Genomic DNA, 14,600 nt, shown 5'->3' with positions numbered 1-14,600 from the left:
ACCTGTTTCGGCCCGTATTTTGAAAACGCGGGGCGTGTTTTTGGGGGGTTCACAACAACGCTCCCTAACTGGGCGCGGCCGGGCCCAGCGCGGGCCCGCGTCTCAGGAAGCCGCGTTCAGCACCACTTCGCTTACGCGATCCCGCCAAGCCGCATCCACGCGGCCCGTGCGCGGAGCGACCGCGAAGGAGTCGACGACCGCGCCGCCGAGGGTGGCCGCCTTCGCCCAGCGGACCTCGGCCTCGCAGCGACGCAAAGCGCCCGCGACTCGGAAGAGCAGGCCGATGCGGTCGGCGGCGCGCAGTTCGAGCACGACCGTGTCCGAACCGCTGGTCTCGTCGTCGAACCACAGGATCTTGGCCGGGGCGGACACCTGGGGCGTCGCGTAGTCGCGCTCCTTGGCCGCGATGCGTTGGGTCAGCGGCAAAGTGCCTGCCACCGCGCGGGCGAACTGCTCGCGCAACAACGTTGTGTCGGGGAGTGAGCCGAACTTCGGGGAGGCCGTGAAGACGCCCGCGCGGCCGCCGTCGTGGCCGCGGAGGATCGCTGTGTGGACCTCCAGGGAATGCAGGGCGAGCACGCCTGCCGCCGGGGCGAGGAGTTCGCTGCGGCCGGGGACCGCCAGCACCACCGTCACGACCTTGCCCTCGGCGGAGATCTCGACCTCGCCGTGGCCTGATGAGACCGCCTTGGCCACAAGCTCGCGTTGCTGGTCGGTCAGAGGATCAGGGACGCTCAAACCCTTGCCGTGCATGGCATGGGAGCAGCTGGACACCAGGTCGGCCAGCAGTCGGGCCTTCCAATCCGTCCAGACACCCGGGCCGGTGGCCAGCGAGTCCGCGGTCGTCAGTGCGTGCAGCAACTCGAGCAGGACTGGGTCGTTGTCGAGGGTCTTGACGATGCGGGTGACCGTGGCCGGGTCCGAGATGTCGCGGCGGGTTGCGGTGTGGGGCAACAGCAAATGGTGCCTGACCATGGCCGACACCAGTGCCGCGTCCTCTGTGGACAGACCGAGGCGGGCCGCCACTTGCAACGAGATGGCCGCGCCGAGTTCTGAGTGGTCGGCTTCGCGGCCCTTGCCGATGTCGTGGAGCAACGCTCCGATCAACAACAAGTCTGGGCGGGAAACCGTGGTGGTCAAACGGGATGCCTCGACTGCCGCGCGGACCAGGTGGCGGTCGACAGTCCACTGGTGGACCGGGGAACGGGGCGGTAAGTCGCGAACCGCTCCCCATTCCGGGAAGAGGCGGGCCCAAAGACCCGTGCGGTCCAGGGCTTCGACCGCGTCGACTAGGCCTTCGCCCGCGCCGAGAAGTTCGACCAAGGAGTTGCGGGCGTCGGCTGGCCAGGGTGCGCGGAGTTCGGGCGCGGAGTCCGCCAAGGTGCGCAGTGTGCCGTGTGAGATCGGCTTGCCGGTGCGGGCCGAAGCTGCGGCTACGCGCAACAACAGAGCCGGGTCCTTGGCCGGGATCACGTCTCGGGCGAGGGCTACCTCGTTGCCGTGGAGGACTACGCCTTCGTCCAAGGGGGTTCGGGCGGGGCGGCGGCCGAAACGGGTTTTGGGGGCTTCCTCCGTTGACCTCAACGCCACGTCTACCGCGTAGCCGACCGCGCGGCCTGCTCCGGAAAGCTTGCGGGCCAACGTGAAACGGTCGCCTAGGTCCAATTCGGACGCTACCAGGTCGGCTTCCGCCGCTCCCAGGATGTCGCGGTCGCGGCGGAGCTCGCGGCGCATCTCGGTGCGGACGTCGAGGAGTAACTCCTTGGCCGCGCGGAGTTCTTCGCTGAGGCGGTCGGTCAGCTGGGCCAGTGCCAAGGCTTCGAGTACGCCGATGTCGCGGAGGCCGCCCCTGCCGTACTTGAGGTCCGGCTCGGCCGACTGGGCGATCTCACCACTGCGCTGCCAGCGGAGGCGGACCGATTCCGCCAAGGCGGGCAATACTTTGCGTGCGGTGCGGCGCCATTGGTCGCGGGCCGCCGACGCGACGCGTTCGGTCAACCCCGAGTCACCCGCGATGTGGCGGGCGTCCAACAACCCGACGGCAGTACGCAAGTCTTCCGAGGCGACTTTGAGTGCTTCGCCTGGTGTTCTGACCGAGTGGTCGAGGCCGACGCGCGCGTCCCACAGTGGGTACCAGAGCGCGTCGGCCACCTTGGCGACCTCGGGGTTTCCGTTGTGCAGCAAGACCAGGTCAAGGTCCGAGAAGGGTACTAGCTCTCGTCTGCCGAGGCCGCCGACGGCGACCAGCGCGACACCGGGATCAGCGGTGTCGACGCCGGCCGCCGTGGCGCCCTTGCTCAGCCAGAACTCGTACAGGTCGACCAGTGCGGCGCGCAATGCCGCCGCGCCCAGTCGTCCGTGCCTGCCCTCGAGCAGCCGCTCGGTGGCCTTGACCAGCTCTCCCCCGTCGACCACGGCTACAGTGCGTCCGTGCCGCGCTCGCCCGTGCGGACCCTGATGACCGTGTCGACCGCGGTCACCCACAGCTTGCCGTCACCGATCTTGCCGGTGTGCGCCGCCGTGACGATCGCGTCCAGCACCTTCTCGACGTTGCTGTCGTCCGTGACGACCTCGATGCGGAGCTTGGCCACGAAGTCGACCGAGTACTCGGCGCCGCGGTAGACCTCGGTGTGGCCCTTCTGCCTGCCGTAGCCCTGCACTTCGCTGACCGTCATGCCCAGCACGCCGAGCTGCTCCAGCGCCGAGCGGATGTCGTCGAGTGTGAACGGCTTGACGATGGCGGTGATGAGCTTCACGCCTTGCTCCCCTCAAGAGAAACGGACTTGACCGGAATAGTGCTCGGCGAGCTGAGGCCGCCGCCACTCGAACCGGTGAAGTCGTAGGCGCTTTCCGCGTGCAGCGCCTCGTCGACGCCGTTGACCTCGTCCTCGACGCTGACCCGGAAGGCACCGATCTTCTTGAGCACCCAGCCGATGATGAAGGTCAGCACGAAGGAGTACGCCAGCACCGCGCCCGCGGCGAGTGCCTGCTTGCCGAGCTGGTCGAGGCCGCCGCCGTAGAACAGGCCGTCCGCGCCGAGCGAGTTGACCTTCTTGGTGGCGAAGAGACCGATGAGCAGCGTGCCGACGATGCCGCCGACCAGGTGGACGCCGACGACGTCGAGCGAGTCGTCGAAGCCGAAGCGGTACTTGAGGCTGACGGCGAGCGCACAGAGCGCGCCGGCGATGACACCGATGATGATCGACCCGATCGGCGTGACGAAACCACACGCCGGGGTGATCGCGACCAGACCGGCGACGGCACCGGACGCGGCGCCGAGCGTGGTCGGCTTGCCGAACTTCAGCTGCTCGACGATCAGCCAGCCGAGCACGGCGGCGGCGGTGGCGACGGTCGTGTTGGTGAACGCGACGGCGGCGAGGTCGTTGGCGGCCAGCGCCGAACCCGCGTTGAAGCCGTACCAGCCGAACCACAGCAGGCTCGCGCCCAGCAGGACGAACGGGACGTTGTGCGGGCGCCCGGTGTCCTTCGGCCAGCCCTTGCGCTTGCCGACCACGATCGCCAGCGCCAGACCGGCCGCGCCCGCGTTGATGTGGACCGCGGTGCCACCGGCGAAGTCGAGTGCCTTGAGGTTGTTGGCGATCCAGCCGCCCACCGCGTCGGCGCCGACGAAACCGTTGAACGAGAAGACCCAGTGCGCGACCGGGAAGTACACGATGGTCACCCAGATGACGATGAACAGCACCCAGCCCCAGAACTTCACCCGGTCGGCGATGGCGCCGGAGATGAGGGCGGGGGTGATGATCGCGAACATCAGCTGGAACATCACGAAGGCCAGGATCGGCAGGCCGTCGGCGCCTGGCCACGGCACCTCGGGCGCCGAGTCGGTGGCGGCGGTGACGAAACCGGCGAGCTTGCCGAAGGTGTTGCTCAGCCCGGCGAAGTCGAAGTTACCGAGCAGACCGCCGAACGCGTCGTTGCCGAACGACATGGTGAAGCCGTACAGCACCCACAGCACGCCGACCACTGCCAGCGCGATGAAGTTCATCATCAGCATGTTCAACACGCTCTTCACGCGGACCATGCCGCCATAGAAGAACGCCAGTCCCGGTGTCATGAGCATGACCAGCGCGGCGCTGGCCAACACCCAAGCGGTGTCTCCTGCGTTCAGCACATCGTCCTCCCGTGCGCCTTTTCTTCGAAGCGCTGTCGTTGGGGCGCAGTTTTGGCCCGCGGTGTTTCACGGGGCGGCGTTGGAGGTTTCGCGGCGGTGAACTGTCGGGGCCACGTTGTTACGGGCACGTTTCGTGACACGCGGGCGGGAATGTCCGCATCCGTAACCTCGTGGTCGAATAGCGACATGACCACCACCGGGCACGGCAATCACTTACCGCCACCAGCCGTACTCGACGTCCTCCTGTGCTCTGTCTGCGCTAACCCGCTCGTCTTAACGCAGCGCACCCTGCGTTGCGACCTGGGTCACTCGTTCGACGTAGCCAAGCAGGGGTACGTGAACCTTTTGCATGCGCGAATACCGGCGGGCACGGCCGACACCCCGGACATGGTCGCGGCGCGTGCGGCGTTCCTCGAGACCGGTGTTTACACGCCGCTCGCCGACGAACTCGCCAAGCACGCGACCGATGGCTTGATCGTCGACGCGGGCGCGGGCACCGGCTACTACCTCGCGCGCGTGCTGGACGCCGCCCCCGAGGCGCACGGCCTCGCGCTGGACGTCTCGGCGGTCGCGTTGCGGCGCGCCGCCCGCGCGCACGAACGGCTGGGCGCGGCCGTCTGGAATCTCTGGGAGCCTTGGCCGGTGGCTTCCGGTTCGGCTTCGCTCGTGCTCAACGTGTTCGCCCCGCGCAACGGCCCCGAGTTCCACCGGGTGCTGCGTCCCGGCGGGAAGCTGGTGGTCGCCATGCCGGACCCTGGACACCTCGGCGAACTGCGGGAGCTGATCGTGTCGGTCGACGAACGCAAGGAAGAACGCCTCGACACCACGCTGTCGAAGTACGTCACGCTCGAGTCCCGCACCGAGCTCACGCGCAAGGTCACGCTGAGCCCCGACCAGATCCGCCAGGTCGTCGGCATGGGCCCGAGCGCGCACCACCTGCACAAAGGCGGCAGGTCGGACCAGCTCGACGCGATCAGCGAGCCGGTCGAAGTGACCACCTCGTTCACCGTCTCGGCCTACCGCCGATGACACCGGCGACGGCGATCACCGACGCGGCCTGGGTACGGGCACGGATCGGCGGCGCCGCGAAGCTGTACGGCTGCGCGTCGCCCCAGGTGCTCGGCACCGTCTGGTGGTATTCGCTGTCGTCCGTGCTCATCGGGCCCGTCGTGGAGGCGCTGGTCCGCGACGGTGTCGCGCTCGATCCCGCGCTGGACGCCGTCGAGCTGGACATGCTGCCCGACGGCCGGTTCCGGGGCGCGCACGCGACCAGGGCGCTGCCGGGTGACCTCGAAGCCGTCGGCAAGGCGATGGCCGAGGCCTACGAGCCGGTGATCGCGACGATCTCCCAGGTCAGCGGCGCGCGGGTGCCCGCGCTGCGTGCCATCGCGACGGACTCGGTCGGCAACCGTCTCCTGTGGACGGTGGACCCCGAGCGCGCCATGACACTGGCCGAGCCGCTGGTCGCGGCCATCGGGCACGGCTGGCCGAAGCCGCGGTTCGTCCGGGTCGGGCGCGCCCCTGTGGTCCGGCGGGCGTCGTGCTGCCTGATCTACGAGACCGCGAACGCGTCGAAGTGCACGAGCTGCCCGCGGCAGCGCCCGGAGGAACGCGAGCGCCGCCTGCGGACGGGTTCTTAACCGCCGAACTCGTTGTCGGCGGTGTTCAGCAGCCAGCCGCCGAAGCGCGCGCCGTTGGGCGCCAGCATCGACGCCGTGAACGTCGCGCCGGTCTGTTTCAGCATCCCGACACCCCACGGGCTGGTCAGCAGCAGCTCCGCCCGATGGTCGCCGTCGAAGTCGGCGACCGAGCCGAAGTGGTCGTCGGCGGTGTTGAGCAGCCAATCGCCGAAGCGCGAGCCGTTCGGCGCCATCGACGGGACGGTCAGCGCCCCGCCGATCTGTTTCAGGATGCCGATGCCCCAAGGACTTTTGACCAGTATCTCCGCGCGCGTGTCACCGTCGAAATCGCCGACGGGGCCGAACTCGTTGTCGGCGGTGTTCAGCAGCCAGCCGCCGAACCGCACGCCGTTCGGCGCCATCACGGGCGCGCTGAGCGTGCCACCGGACAGTTTGAGTATCCCGATGCCCCAGGGACTGGTCACCAGTATCTCCGCGTGCCCGTCGCCGTCGAAATCACCGACCGGCCCGAACCGGTTGTCCGCCGTGTTCAGCAGCCATTGCCCGAACCGGGATCCGTTGGGCGCCATCATCGACACGGTCAGCGAGGCGCCTGACTGCTTCAAGATCCCGATACCCCACGGGCTGGTCACCAGTATCTCGTCGCAGCCGTCGCCGTCGAAATCACCGACCGGCCCGAAGTGGTCGTCGGCCGTGTCCAGCGGCCACTGCCCGAACCGCGTGCCGTTCGGCGCGACCATCGAGCTGGTCATGCCGGTGCCGGACTGCTTCAGAATGCCCAAGCCCCGAGGACTTCGCACCAGTACCTCGGCGCGACGGTCTCCGTCGAAATCACCGGCGGGGCCGAACCTGTCGCCTGCCGTGTTCAGCGGCCACTGCCCCAGCCGTGACCCGTTGCCCGCCGTCGCCGAGGTGATGGCCGTGCCGCCGAGCACCTTGCAGACGCCGAGGCCCGACGGGCCGCTCACCAGGATCTCGGACCGCCCGTCGCCGTCGAAGTCGGCCATCGGGTCGAGCTGATTGTCGGCCGTGTCGAGCAGCCATTGGCCGAAGCGGGTGCCGTTCGGCGCCAGCATCGGCGCGGTCAGCGCGCCACCCGACTGCTTGAGCACGCCCATCCCCCACGGGCTGGTCACGACGATCTCCGCGCGGCCGTCGCCGTCGACATCACCGACGCGTGCCGACGGCCGGGTCGCCGCCGGGATCAGCTGCCGCAGGTCCGGCCGGTTGCCGATGCGCTGGGTCGCGGGCCTGCCCGGCGCGTCCTGCTGCGGCGAACCGGTCGCGCGCAGTAGCGCTCGCGCGCGGGCGGGCGTGAGGCGCAGCGGGCCGCGCTCATGGAGGATCCCCTGGAGGCAGGCAAGCGCGCCGACGACGATCGGTGCCGCGCTCGACGTGCCGGAGAAAGTGTTGGTGTACCAGAGATCCTGGCTGGTTCCACCCTGCAGATCGCCGTAGCCGGTTGACGTGACCTCGCGGCCCCAGCCCTGCGCGTCGACACGCGCGCCGTAGTTGGAGAAGTCGAGCCGCGAGCGGTCCGGGCCCCAGTCGGCGCCGTGCGTGCCCTCCGGCGGGGCGCCCGCGCCGACCACGATCGCGCCGGAGCACGGATTCACGGCGTTGAACGGGTTACGCCAAGTGCTGGGGAATCCTTCCGGCCGCCGGTCGTAAACGGCGTCGTCGAGGTTCTGGAAACCATTTCCCGCCGCTTCGACCACGATCACGCCTTTGGCGATCGCGTACCGGATGGCGGCGAAATCGTCGGGCCACCATTCGATCGCGAGATAGCCACGCGGGCCGATCCGGTGGATCTCCAGCAGGAGGATGTCGCCGTGACCGAGCTTGTCGGCCGCCGCGCGGATGGCCTTCGCGGTGGACTGGTCGTGGAAGCTCGACCCGGCGACCCAGGCGTCGGCGGCGATGCCGATCACGCCGAGCCCGTTGTGGTCGCCGCTGATCGCGCCGAGCACGGCGGTGCCGTGGTCGAGGCTGCGCTGATCGGCCGCCGCGGTCCCGGCGAGCACGCCGCCCTGGCTCCGCGTGAGGTCTTCGTGGGTGAACCGCCACGCCCATTCGCAGTCGACGACGCGGACTCCCCGGCCGCGCCCGCCGGCGATCGTCCAGGCGTACCGTGCGTCGATCCCGCCAGGCGCGGGGTCCAGATACCCTTGGTACGCACTGAAATCCGGTGTCACGGCCGGTGGATCGCCGGTGTTCGGCACCATCGTGTTGAGCGTGGCCTCAATCGCGGTCGACGGCAGTACGCCGTCCGGTTTGACGTACGCGCCGTCGACGAGTTCCTCCGTCCGGAGCGCGGCCGCCAGGTCGTCGAGCACGGCGTCTTCGGCCTCCACGCGGTAATACGTGGCCAGGTCGGGCACCTCGGTGTTCTGCAGCGCGACGATGTTGGCGCGTAGTCGTTCCTCGCTGAGCCCGAACAGCGGCGTCAGGCGGGCGCCGTGCCTGGCCAGCGCGGAGGACAACGAGCCGATATCGGCGTCAGCGGCCGAGGCCAGTCCCGCGGCCCGCGCTCGGAGTTCGGCGTCCGGCTTGGTGACGACGATCAGTTCTCGAGCCATTTTGGGTCCTTCCCCTCGCGAACACCCAAAGTCGCTCTACGCTCCTCCGCCCTTTTGCCGCATCAAAGCCGCCATTAGTGCGCACGTGATCGGCGCGGGGTCGGAAAAGGACTTACGAGCGCCCTCGGCCCGTGAGGGTCACGAGTGCTCGAAGCGGTGCTTGACCGTCGCGCGGCCCGATTCCGTTAGCCCGCCCCACAACCGGAGCCTCGCCAGGCCACCGTCGGGGTAGATGTCGAGCCGGGCGTCGGTCACCTCCGGCGAATCGAGCAGCGCGAACCGGTGCCGCGTGTCCGGCTGCAGGCGGGTGCGCGGCAGCAGTTCGAACCACCGCTCGCCGCCGTCCGCCGAGCCGCTCAACGCGGCCCAGCCTGGCGCGTTTCCCTTGAGGTGCGTGGTGTCCAGCTCGGCGAACCGGATCGTGCCGGCGCCCGCGAGCTTCAGCGTCACCCAGTCGTTGCCGTCGCCGCGGCGGCGTGAGGTCTCCCAGCCCTCGGCCTGGTTCGCGGCCAGTCCGGGGGCGAGCAGGTTGTTCGGCGAGGAGTAGAACATGTTGCTGCAGCCGGTGATCGACGCGCCGTTCTCCAGCGCGGCGAGGTCGAGCGCGTCGAAGTCGACCTGGCCGGGGTCGGCGATCGGGGTGCCGTGCACGCGCAGCCTGGCGACGCCGCCGTCGGGGTACATGGTGAGCCGGACATGGGTGTACCGCTTGGCGTTGGCGACCGGGAAGAAGTTCTCCTGGTCACCGTTGACCGCCGAGCGCGCGACGATCGGCTCCCAGCCGGTCAGCTCGCCGGGGCTCGGGTAGCCGTCGACCGCGCACGCCTCGACCGAGATGTACGGCGGGTAGTTCCCCTTGAAGAACGCCGTGTCCACGATGACCCCGGAGACCCTGCCCGGCAGGCCGAGCCGCACGATCGCCATGTCGTCGCCCGCTTCGCGGCGGCGGCGCGTCTCCCAGCCGTCGTAGAGCTGACCGCGCGGGCCGAAGGTCTCCGGCCGGTGCGTCGGCGCCCAGGCGTTGATGAGGTTTTCCTTCTCCGCGAACAACTCGTCGGTCGCCCACATCACCGTGCCGCCGAAACGCCTCGACGCCAAGTCCGGTTTGGACGTCCACTGCGGACGTTCGATCATCGTCATTCCCCTCTGCTCAGCAGGCGTCCGGCCGGCCGCTCACCGGTGACCTCCGCGCCGCGCAGCCAGGTCGAGCGCACGACACCGTCGAGCGTCCGGCCATGATAGGCGCTGACCTTGTTGCGGTGCTGGAGTTTCGTGGCGTCCACCTGGAACGACTCGTCCGGCGCGAACACGCAGAAGTCCGCGTCGTAGCCGACCTCGATCCGGCCCTTGCGCGCGAGCCCGACCTGGGTGGCGGGCCGTTCGGCCATCCAGCGTACGACGTCGGACAGCGTGAACCCGCGATGCCGCGCCTGTGTCCAGACCGCGGGCAGGCCGAGCTGCAGGCTCGCGATGCCACCCCAGGCTTCGCCGAAATCCCCGCTGTCAAAGCGTTTCAGCTCGGCCGTGCACGGTGAATGGTCGCTGACCACGTAGTCGATCACGCCGTCGGCGAGCCCGCGCCAGAGCAGTTCGCGGTTCTCCGCCTCGCGGATCGGCGGGCAGCATTTGAACTGCGTCGCGCCGTCGAGGATCTCCTCGGCGGTGAAGCTCAGGTAGTGCGGGCACGTCTCGACGGTCAGCGCGACACCGTCACGCCGCGCGCTGGCGATCATCGGCAACGCGTCGGAGGACGACAAGTGCAGGATGTGCACCCGCGCGCCGGTCCACCTGGCCAGCTCGATGACCCGCGCGATGGCCATGTTCTCGGCGCCGCGTGGCCGTGAGTGCAGGAAGTCGTCGTACTTCGCGCCGTGCGGCGCGGGCGCGTGCTCGATCGAATCGGAGTCTTCGGCGTGCACGATCATCATCGCGCCGTAGCTCTGAAGTTCGCGCAGGTCTTCTTCGAGTTCCGGGGCGCTCAGCGGCGGGAACTCGTCCACGCCGGAGTGCAGCAGGAAGCACTTGAAGCCGAACACTCCCGCGTCGTGCAGTCCGCGCAGGTCAGCGCGGTTTCCGGGGATCGCGCCGCCCCAGAAGCCGACGTCGATGTGCACGCGGCCCTCGGCCGTCTTGCGCTTGACGTCGAGCGAAGCCACGTCGACGGTCGGCGGCAGGCTGTTGAGCGGCATGTCGACCAGCGTGGTGACGCCGCCGGCGGCCGCGGCGCGGGTGGCCGTCTCGAAGCCCTCCCACTCGCTGCGGCCAGGGTCGTTGACGTGCACATGGGTGTCGACGAGACCCGGCAGCAGCACCGAATCGTCGGTGAGTTCGATGACCCGGTCGCCGGTCAGCCGGTCGTCGACCGCGACGATCCGGCCGTCCTCGACGCCGACGCAGGCCGGCCGTTCGCCCTCGGGCGTGATGACCCGCCTGGCCTTGAAAACCAGCTTCACACCGCTCCCATCCAGCCGAACGAATCGGCGCTGTGCCCGATCGGGTGATACTCGACGCCAACGTAACCCGAGTAGCCCGCTGCCGACAGTTTCCGCAGGTAGCCGGGAATGTCCAGTGATCCGGTTCCAGGCTGATGCCTGCCGGGCGCGTCGGCGATCTGGACGTGGCCGATCCGGTCGAGCTTGACGACTTCGTCGAGGTCGTCACCGTTGACCGCGAGGTGGTAGAGGTCGGCGAGCAGCAGCACGTCGTCGCGGCCGAGCTTGTCGATGATCCGCAAGGCGTCGGCCGAGGTCAGCAGCGGATATCGCGGCACCGCCGACAGGGGCTCCAGCGCGAGGCGTCCGCCGACGCGGGCCACCTTCGACGCCATCGTGTCCAGTGTGGACAGTGCGTGCTCGTCTTGCGCGGCGGGGTCGAGCCCGTCGATACGCAAGCCGTACAAGGGATTGAACGTCCGGCAGCCCAGCCGCTCGGCGATCCCGACGGCGACGTCGACATTGTCGGCGAGCTCGGTCTCACGGCCAGGCGTGGAGATCAGCCCGCGCTCACCGGCGGCGAGGTCACCGCCGTAGAAGTTCAGCAACGCCAGCCGCAGGCCCGCGTCCCCGACCGCGCGGGCGAACCGGTCCACCTCGGCGTCCGGCGGCACCGCCACGTCGAACGGCCACCAGAACTCGGCGGCTTCGAAACCGGCGGCGCGTGCCGCGGCCGGGCGGTCGAGCAGCGGCAGCTCGGTGAAGAGGATCGACAGGTTGACGTCGTAATCCATGCGTCGACGCTACCCGAGCGGACGGGATAGTGTCGGCGTGAAAGTCCGAGAGGAGTCTCACGTTGCAGCTCGCCGAGTTCAACGCCGCGGCCGACCCGCGTGCCGTGCTCACCGAGTGCCTGGCGGTGCCCCGCTGGGTGGACACGGTGCAGGCAGGCCGCCCGTACGCGGACCTCGAAGGCCTGCTCGGGGCCGCTGATCTGGTGCTCGAACCCGACGAGATCCGGGCCGCGATGGCCGCGCATCCCCGCATCGGCGAGAAGCCGTCGGGCGAGGGCACTGGCGCGGCGTGGTCGCGCTCTGAGCAGTCCGGTGTGGACGGTTCGACCGCGGAGAAGTTCCTCGCGGCCAACGCCGAGTACGAGGCCCGGTTCGGGCACGTCTACCTGGTGTGCGCCAGTGGCCGAAGCGGCGAGGAGCTGCTGGAGATCCTGCGTTCACGGCTCGGCAACGACGCGGAGACCGAGTTGCGGATCGCCGGTCAGGAGCTGGTGAAGATCGCGAAACTACGGCTGGCGAAGGCGGTCCGATGAGCCAGGTGACCACGCACGTGCTCGACACCGCCGAGGGCCACCCCGCGCAGGGTGTCCCGGTACGCCTCGAAGCGCATGACCTGGCGGGCTGGTCCGTGCTCGCCGAAGGCGTCACCGACGCCGACGGGCGCGTCCACGAACTCGGCCCCGAGCGGCTCGACGCGGGCGTCTACCGGCTGATCTTCGACACCGGGTCCTATCTGGGGCCCGAGGCGTTCTTCCCGGAGATCACGGTCAGTTTCCGGATCGCCGACCCCGGCGCGCACCACCATGTGCCGGTGCTGCTCAGCCCGTTCTCCTATTCCACCTACCGAGGGAGCTGACGTGGGCATCACCTTGGGCCCCAACCAGTACGGCAAGGCCGAGGTCCGGCTGGTCACGGTCAACCGCAGTGGTCCAGTGCACCACCTCAAGGACCTCACCGTGTCCACGTCGCTGCGCGGCGACCTCGAGCGCACGCATCTGACCGGCGACAACTCCGACGTGCTGGCGACCGACACGCAGAAGAACACGGTCTACGCCTTCGCCAAGGAGAGCCCGGTCGGCGAGATCGAGGACTTCGCGCTGCGACTCGGACGGCATTTCGTCCGCGGCCCGGTCACCGGCGCTCGCATTCTCATCGAAGAGCACGGCTGGGACCGCATCCCGGTCGACGGCAAAGCGCACGACCACGCGTTCTCCCGCTCGGGCTCGGAAAAGCGGACGACCGCGGTCACCGTCCAGGGCGCGGACTCGTGGGTGGTGTCCGGGCTCGACGACCTGGTGCTGCTGAAGTCGACCGGCTCGGAGTTCCACGGCTTCCCGCGCGACAAGTACACGACGCTGGGCGAGACCTCGGACCGGATCCTGGCGACCGCCGTGACCGCGCGCTGGCGTTACCAGGGCAGTGAAATCGACTGGGCGAAGAGCCACACGGAGATCCGCCGGGTCATGCTGGAGACGTTCGCGACCAAGCACAGCCTCTCGCTGCAGCAGACGTTGTACGCGATGGGCGAGGCCGTCCTGCGCGCCAGGCCGGAGGTGGCCGAGGTGCGGCTTTCGCTGCCGAACAAGCACCATTTCCTGGTCGACCTGTCGCCGTTCGGGCTGACCAACGAGAACGAGGTCTTCTACGCGGCCGACCGGCCGTACGGCCTGATCGAGGGCACGGTCATCCGCGACGACGCGGAGGACCCCGGGCTCGCCTGGCACACGCTCCCGGCGTTCTGATGACCGCCGGGTACTCGGGCACCCCGCTGGCGAAGAAGCTGGGGATCAAGGCGGAGCACCGGCTCGTCCTGCTGCACGCGCCGTCCGGCTGGGAGGTGCCCGAGCTGCCCGGCGGCGTGCGCGTGCTCCGGCGCGGGATGGCGGGCGACGTGATCGTGGCGTTCTACCGTTCGCGCCGCGAACTGGTCGCGGACTCGGCCAAGTTCACCTCGCTGGCGCCCGGCTGCGCGCTGTGGATCGCCTGGCCACGGAAAGCGGGCGGGCATGTCAGCGACATCGCCGAGCAGGACCTGCGCGACCTCCTGCTGCCGACCGGCCTGGTTGACGTCAAGGTCGCGGCGCTCGACAACGACTGGTCCGGCCTGAAGTTCCTGTGGCGGAGTACTAGATAGATCGCTCTATCATGTCGGTATGACCGGGACTCGCGAGCGCATCGTCAACGCCGGCGCGGAGCTTTTCCGCCGCAACGGCTACACGGGCACAGGCGTCAAGCAGATCGTCGCCGAGGCGGGCGCGCCCTTCGGCTCGCTCTACCACTTCTTCCCCGGCGGGAAGGAACAGCTCGGCGAGGAGGTCATCCGGACCTCCGGGATGATGTACCTGCAGCTGTTCGAGATCTTCTTCACCGACGACGCCGAACTCGTCACCACGGTCGAAGCCATCTTCGCGAGCGCCGCCGAGACCTTGCGTGAAACCGACTACGCGGACGCCTGCCCGATCGCGACGGTGGCGCTGGAGGTCGCCAGCACCAACGAACCACTGCGGATCGCGACCGCCGACGTCTTCACGGCCTGGATCGACCACGGCACGGCCGGCTTGGTCGCGAAGTTCGGCCTGTCCCCCGAGGCGGCGCGCACCCTGATCATCGCGATCATCACCAGCTTGGAAGGCGCTTTCGTACTCAGCCGCGCCCTGCGCAACACGGAGGCCCTCGAAGTCGCGGGCGCCACCGCGGCCCACGCCGCCCGCGCCGCCCTCCAGGGCTCGTGAGCCTTCCCGAAATGTCCACAAAGGACTCAGCCTGACGATTTTTATCCCGCATTGTCGCTTTTGTGCGAGTTCTGGGCGGGACTGGACGGGATGAACGGGGCGTTTGTGTCGGTCAGCCTGGATCCACCGGTTGTTTTCTGGTGATCGTTTTCGTGGTTGTTGATCTTGTGGTTGGTGGGTGGGCAGGGGGATTCGACCGGCGTTGCATCCGGTGTGTCCACTGTGGTCCGGTTGTCGGGGTGGGGGGTCAGGGTTGTCGGTGGGTGGCGGTGAAAAGGCCCTGGTAGTGGT

14 protein-coding genes are annotated in these 14,600 nt (G+C 69.0%); 7 read left to right on the top strand and 7 right to left on the bottom strand.

What is annotated here, in order from left to right; all coding sequences use genetic code 11:
* Positions 1-102: 102 nt before the first annotated feature.
* The 3 genes from ACFV15_RS45015 to ACFV15_RS45005 are packed head-to-tail and all read right to left on the bottom strand — an operon-like array spanning position 103 to position 4,132.
* Positions 103-2,415 (bottom strand): [protein-PII] uridylyltransferase, encoded by a 2,313-nt coding sequence (locus tag ACFV15_RS45015; RefSeq protein ID WP_378359227.1) that lies wholly within the window; start codon positions 2,413-2,415, stop codon positions 103-105.
* A 2-nt stretch (positions 2,416-2,417) separates the two neighbouring features.
* Positions 2,418-2,756: a P-II family nitrogen regulator gene (locus ACFV15_RS45010; protein ID WP_378359225.1), complete on the bottom strand. Its 339-nt coding sequence runs from the start codon at positions 2,754-2,756 to the stop codon at positions 2,418-2,420.
* Positions 2,753-4,132, bottom strand: coding sequence for an ammonium transporter (locus ACFV15_RS45005; RefSeq protein ID WP_378359223.1), 1,380 nt, complete (start codon positions 4,130-4,132; stop codon positions 2,753-2,755). The genes ACFV15_RS45010 and ACFV15_RS45005 overlap by 4 nt, the downstream gene beginning before the upstream one ends.
* Before the next feature lie 186 nt (positions 4,133-4,318).
* Here ACFV15_RS45005 and ACFV15_RS45000 point away from each other — a divergent pair, with 186 nt between their 5' ends.
* Complete coding sequence (locus tag ACFV15_RS45000; RefSeq protein WP_378359221.1) at positions 4,319-5,161, top strand: putative RNA methyltransferase; 843 nt, start codon at positions 4,319-4,321, stop codon at positions 5,159-5,161.
* Complete coding sequence (locus tag ACFV15_RS44995) at positions 5,158-5,772, top strand: (2Fe-2S)-binding protein (protein ID WP_378359219.1); 615 nt, start codon at positions 5,158-5,160, stop codon at positions 5,770-5,772. The genes ACFV15_RS45000 and ACFV15_RS44995 overlap by 4 nt, the downstream gene beginning before the upstream one ends.
* On the opposite strand, the gene ACFV15_RS44990 is transcribed toward ACFV15_RS44995, so the two are convergent.
* The 4 genes from ACFV15_RS44990 to ACFV15_RS44975 all read right to left on the bottom strand — a co-directional run bounded on the left by ACFV15_RS44990 (position 5,769) and on the right by ACFV15_RS44975 (position 11,577).
* Positions 5,769-8,351: a S8 family serine peptidase gene (locus ACFV15_RS44990; RefSeq protein WP_378359217.1), complete on the bottom strand. Its 2,583-nt coding sequence runs from the start codon at positions 8,349-8,351 to the stop codon at positions 5,769-5,771. The two genes, ACFV15_RS44995 and ACFV15_RS44990, sit on opposite strands and share 4 nt — an antisense overlap.
* Before the next feature lie 138 nt (positions 8,352-8,489).
* Positions 8,490-9,485 (bottom strand): allantoicase, encoded by a 996-nt coding sequence (gene alc, locus ACFV15_RS44985; RefSeq protein ID WP_378359229.1) that lies wholly within the window; start codon positions 9,483-9,485, stop codon positions 8,490-8,492.
* A 2-nt stretch (positions 9,486-9,487) separates the two neighbouring features.
* Complete coding sequence (allB, locus tag ACFV15_RS44980; RefSeq protein WP_378359215.1) at positions 9,488-10,804, bottom strand: allantoinase AllB; 1,317 nt, start codon at positions 10,802-10,804, stop codon at positions 9,488-9,490.
* Complete coding sequence (locus tag ACFV15_RS44975) at positions 10,801-11,577, bottom strand: hydroxypyruvate isomerase family protein (RefSeq protein ID WP_378359213.1); 777 nt, start codon at positions 11,575-11,577, stop codon at positions 10,801-10,803. The genes allB and ACFV15_RS44975 overlap by 4 nt, the downstream gene beginning before the upstream one ends.
* Before the next feature lie 62 nt (positions 11,578-11,639).
* On the opposite strand from ACFV15_RS44975, the gene uraD reads away from it, so the two are divergent.
* Genes uraD through ACFV15_RS44950 form a run of 5 tightly spaced genes read left to right on the top strand, consistent with a single transcriptional unit; the run spans position 11,640 to position 14,309 of the window.
* Positions 11,640-12,110 (top strand): 2-oxo-4-hydroxy-4-carboxy-5-ureidoimidazoline decarboxylase, encoded by a 471-nt coding sequence (uraD, locus tag ACFV15_RS44970; protein WP_378359211.1) that lies wholly within the window; start codon positions 11,640-11,642, stop codon positions 12,108-12,110.
* On the top strand, positions 12,107-12,433 hold the full coding sequence (gene uraH, locus ACFV15_RS44965) for a hydroxyisourate hydrolase (protein ID WP_378359210.1): 327 nt from the start codon (positions 12,107-12,109) through the stop codon (positions 12,431-12,433). The genes uraD and uraH overlap by 4 nt, the downstream gene beginning before the upstream one ends.
* 1 nt (position 12,434) lies before the next feature.
* Entirely contained in the window at positions 12,435-13,319 is an 885-nt protein-coding gene (gene pucL / locus ACFV15_RS44960; RefSeq protein ID WP_378359208.1) for a factor-independent urate hydroxylase, read from the top strand.
* Positions 13,319-13,711 carry a DUF3052 domain-containing protein gene (locus ACFV15_RS44955; protein WP_378359207.1) on the top strand — a complete coding sequence of 131 codons (393 nt, stop codon included), beginning with the start codon at positions 13,319-13,321 and terminating at the stop codon, positions 13,709-13,711. The genes pucL and ACFV15_RS44955 overlap by 1 nt, the downstream gene beginning before the upstream one ends.
* Before the next feature lie 19 nt (positions 13,712-13,730).
* On the top strand, positions 13,731-14,309 hold the full coding sequence (locus tag ACFV15_RS44950) for a TetR/AcrR family transcriptional regulator (protein WP_378359206.1): 579 nt from the start codon (positions 13,731-13,733) through the stop codon (positions 14,307-14,309).
* Positions 14,310-14,600 lie beyond the last annotated feature (291 nt).

It is taken from the genome of Amycolatopsis sp. NPDC059657, from assembly GCF_042734395.1.
GTDB lineage: Bacteria > Actinomycetota > Actinomycetes > Mycobacteriales > Pseudonocardiaceae > Amycolatopsis.
Note: the sequence above shows the minus strand (reverse complement) of the source record. Positions and strands in the feature narration are given on the sequence as shown.

Bases quoted from the DNA above. Each gene is read 5' to 3' on its own strand.
- ACFV15_RS45000 (WP_378359221.1), top strand. From the start codon at position 4,319: ATGACCACCACCGGGCACGGCAATCACTTACCGCCACCAGCCGTACTC.
- ACFV15_RS44995 (WP_378359219.1), top strand. From the start codon at position 5,158: ATGACACCGGCGACGGCGATCACCGACGCGGCCTGGGTACGGGCACGG.
- ACFV15_RS44990 (WP_378359217.1), bottom strand. From the start codon at position 8,351: ATGGCTCGAGAACTGATCGTCGTCACCAAGCCGGACGCCGAACTCCGA.
- alc (WP_378359229.1), bottom strand. From the start codon at position 9,485: ATGATCGAACGTCCGCAGTGGACGTCCAAACCGGACTTGGCGTCGAGG.
- ACFV15_RS44975 (WP_378359213.1), bottom strand. From the start codon at position 11,577: ATGGATTACGACGTCAACCTGTCGATCCTCTTCACCGAGCTGCCGCTG.
- uraH (WP_378359210.1), top strand. From the start codon at position 12,107: ATGAGCCAGGTGACCACGCACGTGCTCGACACCGCCGAGGGCCACCCC.
- ACFV15_RS44955 (WP_378359207.1), top strand. From the start codon at position 13,319: ATGACCGCCGGGTACTCGGGCACCCCGCTGGCGAAGAAGCTGGGGATC.
- ACFV15_RS44950 (WP_378359206.1), top strand. From the start codon at position 13,731: ATGACCGGGACTCGCGAGCGCATCGTCAACGCCGGCGCGGAGCTTTTC.